General features: G+C 69.8%; 14 protein-coding genes and 1 tRNA gene. 12 read left to right on the forward strand and 3 right to left on the reverse strand.

The genetic code is table 11. The annotated features are described in order from the left end of the window. Window positions 1-147 precede the first annotated feature (147 nt). Together ACFVKT_RS13165 and ACFVKT_RS13170 are read right to left on the reverse strand one after the other, a co-directional pair. Entirely contained in the window at window positions 148-819 is a 672-nt protein-coding gene (locus tag ACFVKT_RS13165; protein ID WP_385730708.1) for an ATP-binding protein, read from the reverse strand. 117 nt (window positions 820-936) lie between these two features. Next, complete coding sequence (locus ACFVKT_RS13170) at window positions 937-1,746, reverse strand: glycerophosphodiester phosphodiesterase (RefSeq protein WP_385730710.1); 810 nt, start codon at window positions 1,744-1,746, stop codon at window positions 937-939. 257 nt (window positions 1,747-2,003) lie between these two features. Between ACFVKT_RS13170 and ACFVKT_RS13175 the strand changes: the two genes are divergently transcribed. From ACFVKT_RS13175 to ACFVKT_RS13190, 4 genes are all read left to right on the forward strand, one after another. Beyond that, on the forward strand, window positions 2,004-3,620 hold the full coding sequence (locus ACFVKT_RS13175) for a trypsin-like peptidase domain-containing protein (protein WP_385730712.1): 1,617 nt from the start codon (window positions 2,004-2,006) through the stop codon (window positions 3,618-3,620). A gap of 225 nt (window positions 3,621-3,845) precedes the next feature. After that, window positions 3,846-4,652 carry a hyaluronoglucosaminidase gene (locus ACFVKT_RS13180; RefSeq protein ID WP_385730714.1) on the forward strand — a complete coding sequence of 269 codons (807 nt, stop codon included), beginning with the start codon at window positions 3,846-3,848 and terminating at the stop codon, window positions 4,650-4,652. A 22-nt stretch (window positions 4,653-4,674) separates the two neighbouring features. Beyond that, window positions 4,675-4,869: a hypothetical protein gene (locus ACFVKT_RS13185; protein WP_385730716.1), complete on the forward strand. Its 195-nt coding sequence runs from the start codon at window positions 4,675-4,677 to the stop codon at window positions 4,867-4,869. A 30-nt stretch (window positions 4,870-4,899) separates the two neighbouring features. Beyond that, window positions 4,900-4,986: transfer RNA gene (locus ACFVKT_RS13190), tRNA-Ser, on the forward strand. Window positions 4,987-5,071: 85 nt separating this feature from the next. Here ACFVKT_RS13190 and ACFVKT_RS13195 read toward each other — a convergent pair. Next, window positions 5,072-5,959 (reverse strand): bifunctional DNA primase/polymerase, encoded by an 888-nt coding sequence (locus tag ACFVKT_RS13195; RefSeq protein WP_385730718.1) that lies wholly within the window; start codon window positions 5,957-5,959, stop codon window positions 5,072-5,074. 397 nt (window positions 5,960-6,356) lie between these two features. Between ACFVKT_RS13195 and ACFVKT_RS13200 the strand changes: the two genes are divergently transcribed. The 8 genes from ACFVKT_RS13200 to ACFVKT_RS13235 all read left to right on the forward strand — a co-directional run bounded on the left by ACFVKT_RS13200 (window position 6,357) and on the right by ACFVKT_RS13235 (window position 15,042). Next, window positions 6,357-6,656: a hypothetical protein gene (locus tag ACFVKT_RS13200; RefSeq protein ID WP_385730720.1), complete on the forward strand. Its 300-nt coding sequence runs from the start codon at window positions 6,357-6,359 to the stop codon at window positions 6,654-6,656. Between the two features lie 412 nt (window positions 6,657-7,068). Next, a complete protein-coding gene (locus tag ACFVKT_RS13205) occupies window positions 7,069-8,301 on the forward strand; it encodes an acyl-CoA dehydrogenase family protein (RefSeq protein ID WP_385730722.1) in 1,233 nt (410 codons plus the stop codon). A gap of 53 nt (window positions 8,302-8,354) precedes the next feature. Further along, entirely contained in the window at window positions 8,355-9,302 is a 948-nt protein-coding gene (locus ACFVKT_RS13210; RefSeq protein ID WP_385731086.1) for a bifunctional MaoC family dehydratase N-terminal/OB-fold nucleic acid binding domain-containing protein, read from the forward strand. Window position 9,303: 1 nt separating this feature from the next. Next, window positions 9,304-10,530, forward strand: a complete 1,227-nt coding sequence (locus tag ACFVKT_RS13215) for an acyl-CoA dehydrogenase family protein (protein ID WP_385730724.1) — start codon at window positions 9,304-9,306, stop codon at window positions 10,528-10,530. A gap of 193 nt (window positions 10,531-10,723) precedes the next feature. Further along, window positions 10,724-11,119 (forward strand): MaoC family dehydratase, encoded by a 396-nt coding sequence (locus ACFVKT_RS13220; protein ID WP_385731088.1) that lies wholly within the window; start codon window positions 10,724-10,726, stop codon window positions 11,117-11,119. After that, window positions 11,116-12,300 (forward strand): lipid-transfer protein, encoded by a 1,185-nt coding sequence (locus tag ACFVKT_RS13225; protein WP_385730726.1) that lies wholly within the window; start codon window positions 11,116-11,118, stop codon window positions 12,298-12,300. Before ACFVKT_RS13220 ends, ACFVKT_RS13225 begins: the two co-directional genes overlap by 4 nt. 219 nt (window positions 12,301-12,519) lie before the next feature. After that, window positions 12,520-13,074, forward strand: a complete 555-nt coding sequence (locus ACFVKT_RS13230) for a SigE family RNA polymerase sigma factor (protein WP_385730728.1) — start codon at window positions 12,520-12,522, stop codon at window positions 13,072-13,074. Between the two features lie 291 nt (window positions 13,075-13,365). Beyond that, window positions 13,366-15,042: a long-chain fatty acid--CoA ligase gene (locus tag ACFVKT_RS13235; RefSeq protein ID WP_385730730.1), complete on the forward strand. Its 1,677-nt coding sequence runs from the start codon at window positions 13,366-13,368 to the stop codon at window positions 15,040-15,042. The last annotated feature ends 105 nt before the right edge of the window (window positions 15,043-15,147 follow it).

The raw sequence follows: 15,147 nt of genomic DNA on the forward strand, positions 1-15,147 counted from the left end.
TCGGGCCTGTCGGCGGTGCTGTATCGGGCCTGCCGGCGGTGTTGTGTCAGGCCTCCGACGGTGCCATGTCGGGCCCGCTGTCGGTGCCATGTCAGGCCCGCTGTCGGTGTCGTACCGGGCCTGCTGTCGGTGTCGTACCGGGCCTGCTCAGGCCAAGTCGTCGTAGGCGTCCGCGAAGCCCAGGCCGGGTATCGTCGGCTGCTGCGGAATCAGCGGCTGCCGCCGCTGGGCCGGTGCGGTGACGCGCGTAGCCAGGTCGTCGTGGCCCAGGTCGTCGCCTCGGCGCGATGTCTGCACGTTGTCCTGGACGACGACCCAGACCGTCATCTCTCCGCGGGCGTTGTCCCGGACGCCCCAGTCCTTGGCCAGTGCCGTGATGATGTTCAGCCCGCGGCCGCCGTGCGCGGTGACCGAGGGAGTGGCCGGCATCGGACGGGTCGGGCCGCCGCCGTCCGTCACCTCGACGGTGAGTCTTCCGGACGCGTCGACACGCCACGCGGCGCGGACGTCACCGTCCCCCGACAGGGCGTCGCCCAGTGGCCTGCCGTGCCGGCACGCGTTGCTGAGCAGTTCGGAAAGGATCAGTACGGCGTCGTCGATGACCGATTCCGCTACGCCACCGGTACGCAGCTGATCCCGCATCCGGTGCCTTGCTTGCCCCACGCCCGCAGGGCCATGAGGTACGGCCATGCTTGACGACGCGGGCACCTCCTGTGCCACCACCAACGCCACCCCCGAGACCTCCTTTGCCCCACGCCACGGTGTGGATGCCCCTTTGAACTGGACCGGAAACCGGCCAATCAACGTCTGCTGACGCACTCGTAACGATCGAATACGGAGCGAACGCGCCGGAGCACTCCCGGTGACTGTGTGGCTGGATTTCGATGGTTTCTTGTGGGGTTTTGGGAGATCGCTGGCTGAAAGTGTGCGGTCGCGTCAGCGGCCGAGCTGCCCCAGGACCGCGCGCGGGCGGTTGGTGATGATGGCGTCGATGCCCAGCTCAACGCAGAGGTCGACGTCCTCGGGCTCGTTCACGGTCCAGACGTGGATCTGGTGTCCGGCGCGTTTCAGGCGCTCGATGTACCCGGGGTGACTGCGTACGATCCGCATCGACGGGCCCGCGATCCGGACACCCGCGGGCAGCCGTCCGTCGCGCAGTCGGGGCGAGACCCACTGCAGCAGATAGACCGTGGGCAGGTTCGGCGAAGCGGCCCGGACGCGGTGCAGGGAGCGCGCCGAGAAGCTCATGACGCGTACGGGCGACTCCGCGGCGGACTCCGGGGCGTCCAGGCCGAAACGCTTCAGCAGGTGCAGCAGGCGCTCCTCGACCTGGCCCGCCCAGCGCGTGGGATGTTTGGTCTCGATGGCCAGTTCCACCCGCCGGCCGGCGTCGGCGACGAGTTCGAGCAGCCGCTCCAGGGTGAGGACGGAGGTGTCCTCGCGGTCCCCCGGGCCGTACTCCCAGTCGGGGGACTCCTCGCGGTTCTTCCAGGCGCCGAAGTCCAGCGCGGCGAGATCGGCGAGTTCCAGGGCCGACACCGCTCCGCGGCCGTTCGACGTACGGTTGACGCGGCGGTCATGAACACAGACCAGATGGCCGTCCGCGGTCAGGCGTACATCGCACTCGAGGGCATCCGCACCGTCCTCGATAGCCTTCTTGTACGCGGCCAGGGTGTGCTCGGGTGCCTCTTCGGAGGCTCCGCGGTGGGCGACCACCTGAATCGGGTGCTGTCGTGCGTGGGTCACCGCGTCATGGTGCCACCGCCGCAGGGCGGGCGTGAGGGCGGGTATGCCGAGAATGGGTTAATTTCGCCTGACAAGACCCTTATAAAGAATGGCCTCGGACGCACAGGCACCGCTTATGGTGCTCTGACGCCCGGTGGGAAAAGCTGACGGCAGACAAGAACACATGCACAGCTGAATCGCGCCGGACCGCCGAAAAGCGTGAGCGAGCGTGACCGAGTGCGACCAAGAACAACAGCCGTGGATCGAGGAGAAGAGCTGTGAGCACCGAGAACGAGGGCACTGCAGTACCCCCGGCCCCGTCCGCACCTCCTGTGCCGGTGGACACTCCCGCTGCTTCCGCGCAGACAGCCGCCCCGGGGGAGAGCGTGCCGACCGCTCAGCTCCCGGCGGTGCCTCCGAGCGCCCCCGGCACACCGGAGCGTGCACCGGCGTACGGCACACCTGACCAGGCACCGACGTACGGCGCACCCGAGCACGCGCCTGCGTACGGATCTCCGGACCAGACGCCGAATTACGGCGCACCCGACCACACGTCGGCCTACGGATCTCCGGAGCAGGCACCGGCGTACGCCTCCGTGGGCGCCGGGGCTCCTGACGGGCACGGTCCCGACTCCGGGGCCACCGGGCCTTCCGGGGCGCCGGTCTCCGCGGCCGAGGCAGGCTGGCCGCCGCCGCCCCCCGCCACCCCCTCGTACGCCGACGGCGGTGGTTCGGGATCCGGCTGGGGCTCCTCCTACCAGGAGCCCGCCCCCAAGCCCGGTGGCAGACGCGGCGGCCTGGTCGCCGCGATCCTCGTCGCCGCGCTGGTCGCGGGCGGAGTGGGCGGCGGAATCGGCTACACGCTGGCCAAGGACAACGACGACTCCACGGACTCGACGACGGTTTCCGCCCCGCAGAGCAGCGGCGATGTGAAGCGCGCCGCGGACAGCGTCGCGGGCGTGGCCGCCAACGCGCTGCCGAGCACGGTCACCATCGAGGCCGAGAGCAGCAGCGGCGAGGGCGGCACCGGCACCGGTTTCGTCTTCGACAAGGAAGGCCACATCCTCACCAACAACCACGTGGTGGCGGACGCGGTCGACAACGGCAAGCTCACCGCGACCTTCTCCAACGGCAAGAAGTACGACGCCGAAGTGGTCGGCCACGCACAGGGTTACGACGTCGCGGTCATCAAGCTGAAGAACGCGCCGTCGGATCTGAAGCCCCTCGCCCTCGGCGACTCGGACAAGGTGGCCGTCGGCGACTCGACGATCGCGATCGGCGCGCCCTTCGGTCTCTCGAACACGGTGACCACGGGCATCATCAGCGCCAAGAACCGCCCGGTGGCCTCCAGCGACGGCACGTCCAGCAGCTCCTCGTACATGAGCGCCCTGCAGACGGACGCCTCGATCAACCCCGGCAACTCCGGCGGCCCCCTCCTGGACGCCCAGGGTTCGGTCATCGGCATCAACTCGGCGATCCAGTCCAGCGGGAGCCTCGACGGCACCAGCCAGTCCGGCTCCATCGGCCTGGGCTTCGCGATCCCGATCAACCAGGCGAAGACCGTGGCCCAGCAGCTCATCAAGACGGGCAAGCCGGTCTACCCGGTGATCGGCGCGTCGGTCTCCCTCGAAGAGGGCACCGGCGGCGCGAAGATCACCGACCAGGGTGCGAGCGGTTCCGCCTCGATCACCGCCGGTGGTCCCGCGGACAAGGCGGGCCTCAAGTCCGGTGACGTCATCACCAAGCTCGACGACACGGTGATCGACAGCGGCCCCACCCTCATCGGCGAGATCTGGACCCACCAGCCCGGCGACACCGTCAAGCTCACCTACACGCGCGACGGCAAGACCCACACCACCGACGTCACCCTGGGCGAACGCGAGGGCGACAGCTGACAGTAGGTGGCCGGCGCGGCATGAGCTGGCCGGCATCGGAAGGGGTGCCCGCGGGTTGCGGGCACCCCTTCCGCGTGGGTTCTCGGACGACGCGGCGCCGCACGTGCAGTCAGCTGTCCAGCTCCCTCGTACGACCGGTCGTACAACCAAAGGCCGGCGATTTGAGTCGTACCCGGGATGCGCCGGACGCTCCGGCGGCGCGAGACGTGGAAGGCGGGTGGCTGCATGCCCCTGGCACGCAGACTGTTTCTGGGGAGCTTCACGGCGGGCGCGGTGACCGTCGCCGTAGGTGGTGCGGCCTCGGAGGCCGCCGCGTCGGAGGGCGCGGCGGTGGAGGGCGAGACGACGACGTTCGACGGACCGGTGGTCGTCGGGGGGCCGTTGGCGGTCGCGGGGGCGGTGACCGGGCAGAAGTTCAGTACGAACGCCACGGCCAACTCCGCGTTCTTCAAGACGACTTCGGAGACGGATCACACGGTGACCGTCTATCAGGCGGGCACCGCCGGAATCGGCGCGGCACTGAACGTGGTCTCGGACAACCCGGGCACCTCGGCCATGTACCTGTCCGGCAAGGAGACCGCGCGCGGCACGCTGAAGATCGCCCACGTGGGGTACGCCGACGGCTCCGACAAGAACGCCGCCGCCTTGTCGATCGACCTGCAGACCGCCGGGGCGGACGGGACGGCCGGGACAGCCGCCCAGGGCATCTACCTGACGGCGACCAACGGCGCCACCACCGGCAACCTGATCGCCCTGCGCAACAACACGGGCCTGGACGACTTCGTGGTGAAGGGAACAGGGCGGATCGGGGTCGGCATCGACCGCGCGGCCACCCCGCGCGCCCAGGTCCACATCGTCCAGTCGTCGGCCGCCCCGGCCGGCCTGCTGGTCGAGGGCGTGGTCCGGATAGCGAACGCCGCGGCCGTGCCGACGACCGTCGATTCGGCAGGCGGCGGCGCCCTGTACGCCGTGAACGGCCAACTGTTCTGGCGGGGCTCCGCCGGCACGGTCACCCGTATCGCGCCGGCCTGAGCACGCGGGACGGGAGACGACGATGCAACTGACCCCTGAAGAGCTGGTGTCGGAGTTCCACGACGCGGTGATGGAGCTCTACTTCGCCAGAAAACGGATCGCGGCCCTGGAAGCGGAGAACGCCGACCTCAAGGCCCTGCTGACCGCCGCCGTCGGCCCCGCAGGGCCCCGCGCGGACCACCAGCCCACGACACCCCCCGAGGCCGGTAGGCTGTAACCCGCTCCGCCCCAGGTGGGCCGGGGCGACGGTGGGTTGCCCGAGCGGCCTAAGGGAACGGTCTTGAAAACCGTCGTGGCAGCGATGTCACCGTGGGTTCAAATCCCACACCCACCGCGCTGGTCAGACGTATTGCAGGTCAGAAGGGGTGTCCCTGGGAACGGGGCACCCCTTCTGTGCTGCATGGCTTTTGTGTCGCTCTTCAGGCGTGGTTTCCCGTCATGCGTGCCGCAGAGGCCACCGTCGAGCGGGCCTCGCGGAGTGTGAGGCCGGTGTGGACGGCCGCGTCGATCAGGGCGGGGGTCAGGTCCGGGCCGATGCCGTTCTCGTAAGCGCGGCAGGCTGCCCAGAAGAGGCGGGTGTTGCGTTGACCCGCGTGGGCCGCCAGGACGAACTGGATCAAGCCCTGGCCCTGCCCGTGGACGTCCGCCGGTGTCGAGGACGAAGTCGGCTTGGCGTGCCGTGGGGGCGGCAGGAGCAGCCGTAGCAGGGCCGGCGGGCAGGGCGCGGGAGCCAGGTGGGCGGTGCCCGGAGCGGTGCTGTAGATGCCCTGTTCGGTGCGGGAACCGGGGCCGACGAGGTAGCCGCCGGCGCCGCGGACGTCGATGCCGGGGGCCAGCCGGCTCGCGGAGTTGGGGACGGCCACGTCCGGCGGACCGCTCAGCCACAGGTGACGGCCGCCGCTCGGGGTGAGGACGACCACTGTCTCCGGGATGGTGAACAGGTGGCGAAGGGCCAGTTCGCGCAGGGCCGCCGATGACTCCGTACCGGACTTGGTGTCCAGGTCGATGCCGATGAGGTGGTACGGCGGCAGGCCGCAGGCGATTCCGTAGCCGGTGGCCCAGGGGGCGGCCGTGAAGAGCGTGCGAATGCGGCGTGGGTCGGTCGAGGCGTCGTACACGCCATGCCCGAAGCGGCCGCATTCGCCGTGGCAGACGGGCAGACCGGCGGGGTCGGTGCGGTGGGGGGAGCGGAGGGCAGGGAGCTTCGTACGGGACAGCGGAATGACCGCGAGGCCGCGCTCGGCGGCGGACAGTGCGTGGGCCAGGGCCATGGTCGTGGCCTGCCGGTCGATGGTGGTGGTGGCCATGCCTCTATGTTCGTACGAGTGTTCGAAAAAGGGAAGAGGGTTCGGTGAGGTGCCGGAGCGGGACTGGGCATTTCGGCGAGTGCAGGAGAGATTGGCTGAAAATGTGCCGGAACGCTTCATCTCGTGCGGTGTCTGTCGTCCGAGTCGGCTCGGTGGCCTTGACCTGCGGCTTTGAGCCAGAGCCGACAGGTGAAAGGTCGCGAAAGGCGTTTATCGACTTGTCCTCACGCTTCAGGGGGAATCGGTGCCTCCGGGGTGGTTCGCCGGGGATTCGGTGGGCAACTCTGGACTCGCGACGTCGTGCACATCACTGAGGTGGTCGGCCAACTGCCTTGGGACAAGCCGTACTTCCCGGTTCACACCGGTGCGTACATCCGGTTCTTCTGGAGGAATTCACATGGCAAGCATCCGTACCGCCCGCGTCATCGCCGCCGTCGCGGCCCTGCCCCTCGCGGCCACCCTCTTCACGGGTGTCGCGGCGGCAGACAACGGCGCCTTCGCGGACGACGGATCGAATGCGGCGGTGGCGACCATCAGCGGTGTCGGTGGCAACAACCACGGCAACTCGTCCACCACGCAGCAGCAGGCGGTCGGCTCCGGCGCCTCCAACCAGAACAACACGGCCCAGGTGAACGGTTCCGCGTTCACGGCAATCGACCAGTCGAACACCGTCGTCAACTTCACCAACCTCTGGTAAACCGCCGGCCGATGCGCCCTCATCGGCCTGGAAACTCCCGTGCGGGGTTGTGTTCTGTGGGGTTCTAACGCGTCTGCGCGGCGGTGCTTCGGTGCCGTCGCGCAGACGTTTTTACGTCTCCACGCGTGCGCGTGCCTCTGTGTTACCGGGTCCGTCACCTCGGGTTCGAGCCTCGGGTCTGTGCATTGGGTCCGTCGCCTCGGGTCCTCGAATCCGGTCCTCGAATCGGGTCCGAGCCTCGGGTCTCTGCATCGGGCGCGTGAATCGGGTTCGCGTGTCCGGGGTGTCCAGATGGGGTGCGTGGGGTGCGGTACGAGGTGCCCGGTGCGGGACTCCATTGACCTTGACAGTCCGCATTGTCTGACGGACAGTCAGAAACCCTTGTTCGTACGAGGTCCGGGAGGCCGCAGCCGTGCACCTCGCCCCCACTCAACGCCAGCAGCGACTGCGCGCCGAACTCCGTATGTACTTCCGCGACCTCATGCCAGACGGGCCCCCGCCCGCCGACGAACCCGGCAAGCAGCGCGCGCTGTTGCGCCGCATCGGCGCCGACGGGCTGCTCGGGCTCGGCTGGCCCGTCGCGTACGGGGGGCAAGGGCGTGGCGCGGACGAGCAGTTCGTGTTCTTCGACGAGGCGTACCGGGCCGGTGCGCCCGTGTCGATGGTCACGCTGAACACCGTCGGACCGACGCTCATGAAGTACGGGAGCGAGGAACAGAAGGACTTCTTCCTGCCGCGCATCCTGAGTGGTGACCTCGTCTTCGCGATCGGGTACTCGGAGCCCGAGGCGGGGACGGACCTGGCGTCGCTGCGGACGCGGGCGGTGCGGGAGGGGGATGCGGATGGGGACGCGGTCGAATCAGCGGCCGAGGGGGGTGGCGCAGGCGTAGGGGGCGGTGCCGGCGGCCGCTGGCTGATCGACGGGCAGAAGATCTTCACGTCCAACGCCCAGAACGCCGACTGGATCTGGCTCGCCTGCCGGACCGACCCGGATGCCCCCAAGCACAAGGGCATCTCCATCATCCTCGTGCCCACAGACGCGCCCGGCTTCTCGTGGACGCCGATCCAGACGGTGGGCGGGCAGACGACGACAGCCACGTACTACGACGGGATCCGCGTCCCGGCCGCGAACCTCGTCGGCGAGGAGAACGGCGGCTGGAATCTCATCACCAGCCAGCTGAACCACGAGCGGGTCGCGCTCGCCGCGATCGGCATGCAGGCCGAGGACTTCTACGCGGCCGCGCTGCAAGCGGCACGCACACCCGATCCAGTGAACGGTCGGCGTCGGGTTGACGAGCCGTGGGTGCGGTCCCAACTGGCCGAGGCACATGCCCGACTTGCGGTATCACGCCTGCTCAACTGGCGTTTGGTGGGGGATGTCGGGGCCGGCCGGCCGGCACCCGGCGACGCGAGCGGCGTGAAAGTGGTGGGAACCGAATCGGCGGTCGCGGTGTACCGAATATGTCAGCAAATTGTCGGAGCGGACGCCCTGGTCCGCTCCGGTTCACCGGGAGTGTTCGGCGACGGCGAGCTGGAGCGGATGAACAGGGCGGCGCAGATCAACACGTTCGGGGGCGGGGTGAGCGAGGTGCAGCGGGAGATCGTGGCGACGATGCGGCTCGGGATGCGGAGGGGGCGGCGGTGAGCGAGGAAGCGGACGGGGTGGACGGAGGAGACGGGGCGGGTGGAGGGGACGGAATGGGCGGGCTGTCCGGGCGGCTCAAGGCGTACGAGGGCCGGCCGGCCGCCGTCGCCGGTGCGGGCCGGGATCCGGTCAACGCGCCGATGATCAGGCACTGGTGCGAGGCGATGGGGGACGCGAATCCGGCGTACGAGGGGCCGGATGCCGTCGCACCGCCCACCATGCTCCAGGCGTGGACCATGGGCGGCCTCTCCGGGCACACCGGGCGTACGCAGGCCTACGACGAGCTGCTGGGGCTCCTCGACGAGGCCGGTTACACCTCGGTGGTCGCCACCGACTGCGAGCAGGAGTATCTGCGTCCACTGCGGCCCGGGGACGAGATCACCTTCGACGCGGTGATCGAGTCGGTCTCGGAGCCCAAGACGACGAAGCTGGGGAGGGGGTTTTTCGTCACGACACGGATGGATGTACGAGCGGGCAGCGAGCCGGCGGGTACGCACCGCTTCCGGATCCTCAAGTACGCACCGGCCGGGCGCCGGAAGCAGCAGGAACCGAAAGCGCGCCGCCCGCGCCCTGTGATCAACCGGGACAACGCCGGTTTCTGGGAGGGCGTGGGCCGGCACGAGCTGCTGATCCAACGGTGCGGCGGCTGCGGCGCGCTGCGGTTCCCCTGGCTGCCGGGGTGCAACGCCTGCGGCTGCCTGGAGTGGGACACGGTCGAGGCGAGCGGCGACGGCACGGTCTACTCGTACGTCGTCATGCACCACCCGCCCTTCCCGGCCTTCGACCCTCCCTACGCGGTCGGCCTGATCGAACTCTCGGAGGGCGTGCGGATGGTGAGCAACGTGGTGGGGGTGCCGTACGACAAGGTGCGGATCGGGATGCCCGTACGGCTCGAATTCCAGCGGTACGACGATGAGTTGGAGCTGCCGGTTTTCCGGTCCGACGAGGCGGGAGTGGCCGGAGTGGGCGGCGAGGCCGGCGTGGGCGGAGGTGGAGGCTGACATGGACTTCACGCCCACCGAGGAGCAGGCGGCCGCCCGTGACCTCGCCGCGCGGATCTTCGGCGACCTCTCCACGCATGAGCGGCTCGCCGCGGCCGGGACCGGGAGCGACGCCGAGGTGTGGAAGGCGCTGTGCGCGGCCGGGCTGGTGGCGGCCGTTGCGGACATCGGACTGCTCGGCCTGGTGCTCCTCCTGGAGGAGCAGGGCCGCACCACTGCCCAGGTGCCGTTCGCGGCGAGCTGTGTGTACGGGCTGCTGGCGGTGGCGGCCCATGGTTCACCGGAGCAGCGGGAGCGGCTGCTGCCAGGGATCGCCGACGGGACGGTGGTGGTCAGCGGGTCGATCTTCGGGCCGGGGCCGGCCGCAACGACCGGTGGGCTGGGTGCGATACGTGGAGGCGCGGCTGGGAGCGTGCCGACCGGCGCGGCTGAGGGCGAGCGGACGGGTGCGGCTGGGAGCGTGCCGACCGGCGCGACTGAGGGCGAGCGGACGGGTGCGGCTGAGGGCGAGCGGACGGGAGTAGCCGGAGCCGTACCGGGGTCCGGTCTCCGTGCCGTACGTGCGGCGCCTCAGGGGCAGTTGAGCGGCACCGCCCCCGTGGTGCCCTGGTTGCGGGACGCCACCCATGTGCTTGTCGCGGACGACCGGCGCCGACTGTGGCTGGTGCGGACCGCCGAGGCGGTCTGCGAGCCGGTGGAACTGACGGCGCCCTGGTCGGCGGGGCGGCTGACACTGGACGGCACACCGGGCGAGCGGCTCGGCGGGGAGGGCGCGTACGCCGACGTACTCGCCACCGCGCGTACCGCCTTCGCGGGGCTGCAGGCCGGAGTGTGCGCGGGATCGCTGGCCCGGGCGGTGGAGCACACCAACGCGCGCGAGCAGTTCGGGCGTCCGCTCGCCGCCAAGCAAGGGGTCCAACTCCGGGCGGCCGACGCGTACATGGATACGGAGGCGATACGGGTGACCGCGTACGAGGCGGCGTGGCGGCGAGACGAGGGCCTGGCGTACGTGACCCACGCCCTGACCGCGGCCTGGTGGGCGTCGGAGGCGGGCCTGCGAGTGGTGCACGCGGGCCAGCATCTGCACGGCGGGACGGGGGCCGACCTGGAGCACCCCGTGCACCGGCACTTTCTGTGGGGGCGGCAACTGGACGCGTATCTGGGATGCGGGAGCGAAGTGCTCCAGGAACTGGGGGAGTTGATCGTGAGCGGCGAGGAGGGGACGTGAGCACCGGGGCACGAGGGGCGGCGGAGGCACGAGGCCCGGAGAGGCGGGAACCGGAAGGGCGACGGCCGACGACGTGAGAGTCGACAACGGGTGGGCCGGTGACACCTGGGCCGGGGACGTGACGGCCGATGAAGTGACGGCCGACAAGGTGAGCGCTGGTGACGTGCGGGCTGGTGACGCGCGGGCCGGTGACGTGAAGGTGGGGGACGCGCTGCCGCCGTTGGAGATCGAGGTCACGCGCACGCTGATCGTGGCCGGGGCCATCGCGTCACGGGACTACCAGGATGTGCACCACGACGCGGAGCTGGCGCGGCAGAAGGGTTCCCCCGACATTTTCATGAACATCCTCACCACCAACGGCCTGGTCGGAAGGTACATCACGGACCACTTCGGACCGGGCGCGGTCCTGCGCAAGGTGGCCATCCGGCTCGGGGCGCCCAACTACCCGGGCGACACCATGGTGTTGACCGGCTCGGTGGAGGAGCTCGCGGGCGACACCGCGACGGTGCGGGTCGTCGGGGCGAACGGCATCGGCAGACATGTGACCGGCAAGGTGACGGTCACTCTTCCACCCGGGGGTGCCACATGAGCGTACGGACGCGGGACACCCTCGGCGGGCGGGCGGCGATCGTCGGGATCGGAGCCACCGAGTTCTCCAAGGACTCGGGGCGCAGTGAGCTGCGGCTGGCGGTCGAGGCGGTGCGGGCCGCGCTCGACGACGCGGGGCTGACGCCCTGGGACGTGGACGGGATGGTCACGTTCACGATGGACACCAGCCCGGAGATCACCGTCGCCCAGGCGGCCGGAATGGGGGAGCTGTCCTTCTTCTCGCGCGTCCACTACGGCGGCGGGGCGGCCTGCGCCACGGTCCAGCAGGCGGCGCTCGCGGTGGCGACCGGGGTGGCCGAGGTCGTGGTTTGCTACCGGGCGTTCAATGAGCGGTCGGGACGCAGATTCGGTTCCGGGGTGCAGCAGCGGGAGCCGTCGGCGGAGGGAGCGGCGCTCGGGTGGGCCCTGCCGTTCGGGCTGCTCACGCCCGCGTCCTGGGTGGCGATGGCGGCCCAGCGTTATCTGCACACGTACGGGCTGAAGCCCGAGGTGTTCGGCCAGGTCGCCGTGGTGGACAGGAAGTACGCGGCGACAAATCCAGCGGCCTATTTCCACGGCAGACCGATCACGCTTGCCGAGCACGCCGCCTCACGGTGGATAGCGGAGCCGCTGCGGCTGCTGGACTGCTGTCAGGAGACGGACGGCGGTCAGGCACTGGTGGTCACCTCTCTGGAGAGGGCCCGCGATCTGCCCCATCCCCCTGCGGTGATCAAGGCTGCCGCTCAGGGGGCGGGCCGCGCGCAGGAGCAGATGACCAGTTTCTACCGGGACGGTCTGACCGGGCTGCCGGAGATGGGCGTGGTGGCACGGCAGCTGTGGCGGACGACCGGGCTGACTCCGGCGGACATCGACGTGGGGATTCTCTATGACCACTTCACGCCGTTCGTGCTGATGCAGTTGGAGGAGTTCGGGTTCTGCGCACCGGGCCAGGCCGCGGACTTCGTCGCCGAGGAGGGGCTGCCGCTCAATACGCACGGCGGACAGCTCGGGGAGGCATACCTGCACGGGATGAACGGTGTGGCGGAGGCGGTACGACAACTGCGGGGGACGGCGGTGAACCAGATACCGGGCGCCCGCCACACGCTCGTCACCGCCGGCACCGGGGTTCCCACGTCGGGGTTGATCCTGGAGGTCGACGCGGATGCCGGCGTGGTTTCCTAGCCTGTTCGGGCAAGGCCGGAGATGACCTGCGGGGACCGGGGGACCGTGGCCCGCGTACTACCGTCGTACTCATCCCTCAGGGGTGAACCCTCAGGGGGCAGGACTTGTTAGTCCACCTTCAGGAGGTGGGGGCAGCCCCCCTCCTACAACCTGAGGCGGACAACGCTTCGGGACCTGCGGCCGATCCGCGAGAGTAGGGGTCGATCCTAGCGTGGAGCCATGACCACACCCGTCTGCACCAGCGCTTCGAACGCCGCGACGCGGACCCTTCCGTCCGCGCCCTACCCGTCGTTCGCGTCGTACGTGAGGGCCCGCCAGCCGGTGCTGCTGCGTACCGCCCGGTCGCTGACCGCGAACCCGTGCGATGCCGAGGACCTGTTGCAGACCGCGCTCACGAAGACGTATGTCGCGTGGGAGCGGATCGAGGACCACCGGGCGCTCGACGGTTACGTACGGCGGGCCCTGCTGAACACGCGGACGTCGCAGTGGCGTAAGCGCAAGGTCGACGAGTTCGCGTGCGAGGAGCTGCCGGAGCCGGATGGGGCGCCCGCCGGGGACCCCGCCGAGCAGCAGGCCCTCCACGACGCGATGTGGCGGGCGATCATGAAGCTGCCGGCGCGGCAGCGGGCGATGGTCGTCCTGCGGTACTACGAGGACCTGAGCGAAGTACAGACGGCGGAGGTGCTCGGTGTCTCCGTCGGGACGGTGAAGTCGGCGGTGTCGCGTGCGCTGGGCAAGCTGCGCGAGGACCCCGAGCTGGAGCCCGTCCGGTAGCGCGCCCACTTCCGTGACGGGATGACCGTCTCTGGTCATCTGCCCCCAGTCCGCAGTCCCACCCCCTGCCCTCCGACTCCCGACTTCTCGGTCCGCCACCTCCCAGGCTCGCGACTCCCAACGTCCACTCCCGGCATCCGCCCCCCACCCCACCGGCCCCGGTATCGGTCTCCCGTCCCCTCGCTGCCTCCGCCGAAGGGGTGTCGCGGACTGATCGATCATCCCGGGTACTAGTGACATACCGCGCGGTATGTGCGCAGAATCAGCCCAACCCTTGCCACCGCGTAGGCAATGTCGCCCCCCGGGAGGAACGCCGTGCTGAGCACGATGCAGGACGTACCGCTGCTGATTTCGAGGATCCTGACCCATGGGTCGGCGATCCACGGAACATCACAGGTGATCACCTGGACCGGGGAGGGAGAGCCGCAGCGTCGTTCCTTCGCAGAGATCGGCGCCCGAGCCGCACAGCTCGCGCACGCCCTGAGCGACCTCGGAGTGGAGGAGGGGCATCCGACGGGGACGCTGATGTGGAACAACGCCGAGCATGTGGAGGCGTATTTCGCGATCCCCTCCATGGGCGCGGTCCTGCACACCCTCAACCTCCGGCTCCCCGCGGAGCAGCTCGCCTACATCGTCAACCACGCCGCCGACCGCGTGATCATCGCCAACGGCTCGCTGCTTCCGCTGCTCGCCCCGCTCCTCCCCCATCTGCCGACGGTCGAACACGTCGTGGTCTCGGGGCCCGGCGACCGTTCGCTGCTCGACGGGGCGACGGCGCGGGTGCACGAGTACGAGGAGCTGATCGCGGGCAGGCCGACCAGCTACGACTGGCCCGAGCTGGACGAGCGCACGGCGGCGGCCATGTGCTACACCTCCGGCACGACGGGCGACCCCAAGGGAGTCGTCTACTCGCACCGTTCCATCTACCTGCACTCCATGCAGGTCAACATGGCTCAGTCGATGGGTCTCACCGACCGGGACACCACCCTCGTCGTCGTCCCGCAGTTCCACGTCAACGCCTGGGGCCTGCCGCACGCGACCTTCATGACCGGCATCAACCTGCTGATGCCGGACCGCTTCCTCCAGCCCGCGCCACTCGCCGAGATGATCGAGAGCGAGCGGCCGACGCATGCCGCGGCCGTCCCCACCATCTGGCAGGGACTGCTCGGCGAACTGACGGCCAAGCCCCGCGACGTCTCCTCCCTCACCCAGGTCACCATCGGCGGCTCCGCCTGTCCGCCCTCGCTCATGGAGGCCTTCGACAAGCTGGGCATGCGTGTCTGCCACGCCTGGGGCATGACGGAGACGTCCCCGCTGGGCACGATCGCCCGGGCGCCGGCCCATGTCGTGGGCACGGACGAGGAGTTCGCGTACCGGCTGACGCAGGGCCGTTTCCCCGCCGGAGTCGAGGCCCGCCTCAGCGGCCCGGGCGGCGAACGGCTCCCCTGGGACAACGAGTCCGCCGGCGAGCTGGAGGTCCGCGGCCCCTGGATCGCGGGCGCGTACTACGGCGGTCCGGGCGCCGAACTCCAGCGCCCCGCCGACAAGTTCAGCGAGGACGGCTGGCTCAAGACCGGCGACGTCGGCACGATCAGCTCCGACGGCTTCCTGACGCTCACCGACCGAGCCAAGGACGTCATCAAGTCGGGCGGCGAGTGGATCTCCTCGGTCGAGCTGGAGAACGCGCTGATGTCTCACCCGGACGTCGCCGAGGCCGCCGTAGTCGCCGTTCCCGACGACAAGTGGGGTGAGCGTCCCCTCGCGACCGTCGTCCTCAGGGAAGGCTCCACCGCCGACTTCAACACCCTCCGCGCCTTCCTCGCAGGCGAAGGGAAGATCGCCAAGTGGCAGCTCCCCGAGCGCTGGACGATCATCGAGTCTGTCCCGAAGACGAGCGTCGGCAAGTTCGACAAGAAGGTGCTGCGCAGGCAGTACGCCGCGGGTGAGCTGGACGTCACGCAGATCTAGCAGTTCCTGCATGGGACTTGGGGCACATATGAGACTTGGGGCGTTGTTTCACGTGAAACAACGCCCCAAGTCTCATATGTGCGAAGTCAGTTCGGACCCCCGATG

The sequence above is a fragment of the Streptomyces sp. NPDC127595 genome, from assembly GCF_042671685.1.
Classification (GTDB): domain Bacteria; phylum Actinomycetota; class Actinomycetes; order Streptomycetales; family Streptomycetaceae; genus Streptomyces.

Bases quoted from the DNA above. Each gene is read 5' to 3' on its own strand.
- ACFVKT_RS13200 (WP_385730720.1), top strand. From the start codon at position 6,357: ATGGCAAGCATCCGTACCGCCCGCGTCATCGCCGCCGTCGCGGCCCTG.
- ACFVKT_RS13210 (WP_385731086.1), top strand. From the start codon at position 8,355: ATGGGCGGGCTGTCCGGGCGGCTCAAGGCGTACGAGGGCCGGCCGGCC.
- ACFVKT_RS13230 (WP_385730728.1), top strand. From the start codon at position 12,520: ATGACCACACCCGTCTGCACCAGCGCTTCGAACGCCGCGACGCGGACC.
- ACFVKT_RS13185 (WP_385730716.1), top strand. From the start codon at position 4,675: ATGCAACTGACCCCTGAAGAGCTGGTGTCGGAGTTCCACGACGCGGTG.
- ACFVKT_RS13235 (WP_385730730.1), top strand. From the start codon at position 13,366: ATGTCGCCCCCCGGGAGGAACGCCGTGCTGAGCACGATGCAGGACGTA.
- ACFVKT_RS13225 (WP_385730726.1), top strand. From the start codon at position 11,116: ATGAGCGTACGGACGCGGGACACCCTCGGCGGGCGGGCGGCGATCGTC.
- ACFVKT_RS13180 (WP_385730714.1), top strand. From the start codon at position 3,846: ATGCCCCTGGCACGCAGACTGTTTCTGGGGAGCTTCACGGCGGGCGCG.
- ACFVKT_RS13195 (WP_385730718.1), bottom strand. From the start codon at position 5,959: ATGGCCACCACCACCATCGACCGGCAGGCCACGACCATGGCCCTGGCC.
- ACFVKT_RS13215 (WP_385730724.1), top strand. From the start codon at position 9,304: ATGGACTTCACGCCCACCGAGGAGCAGGCGGCCGCCCGTGACCTCGCC.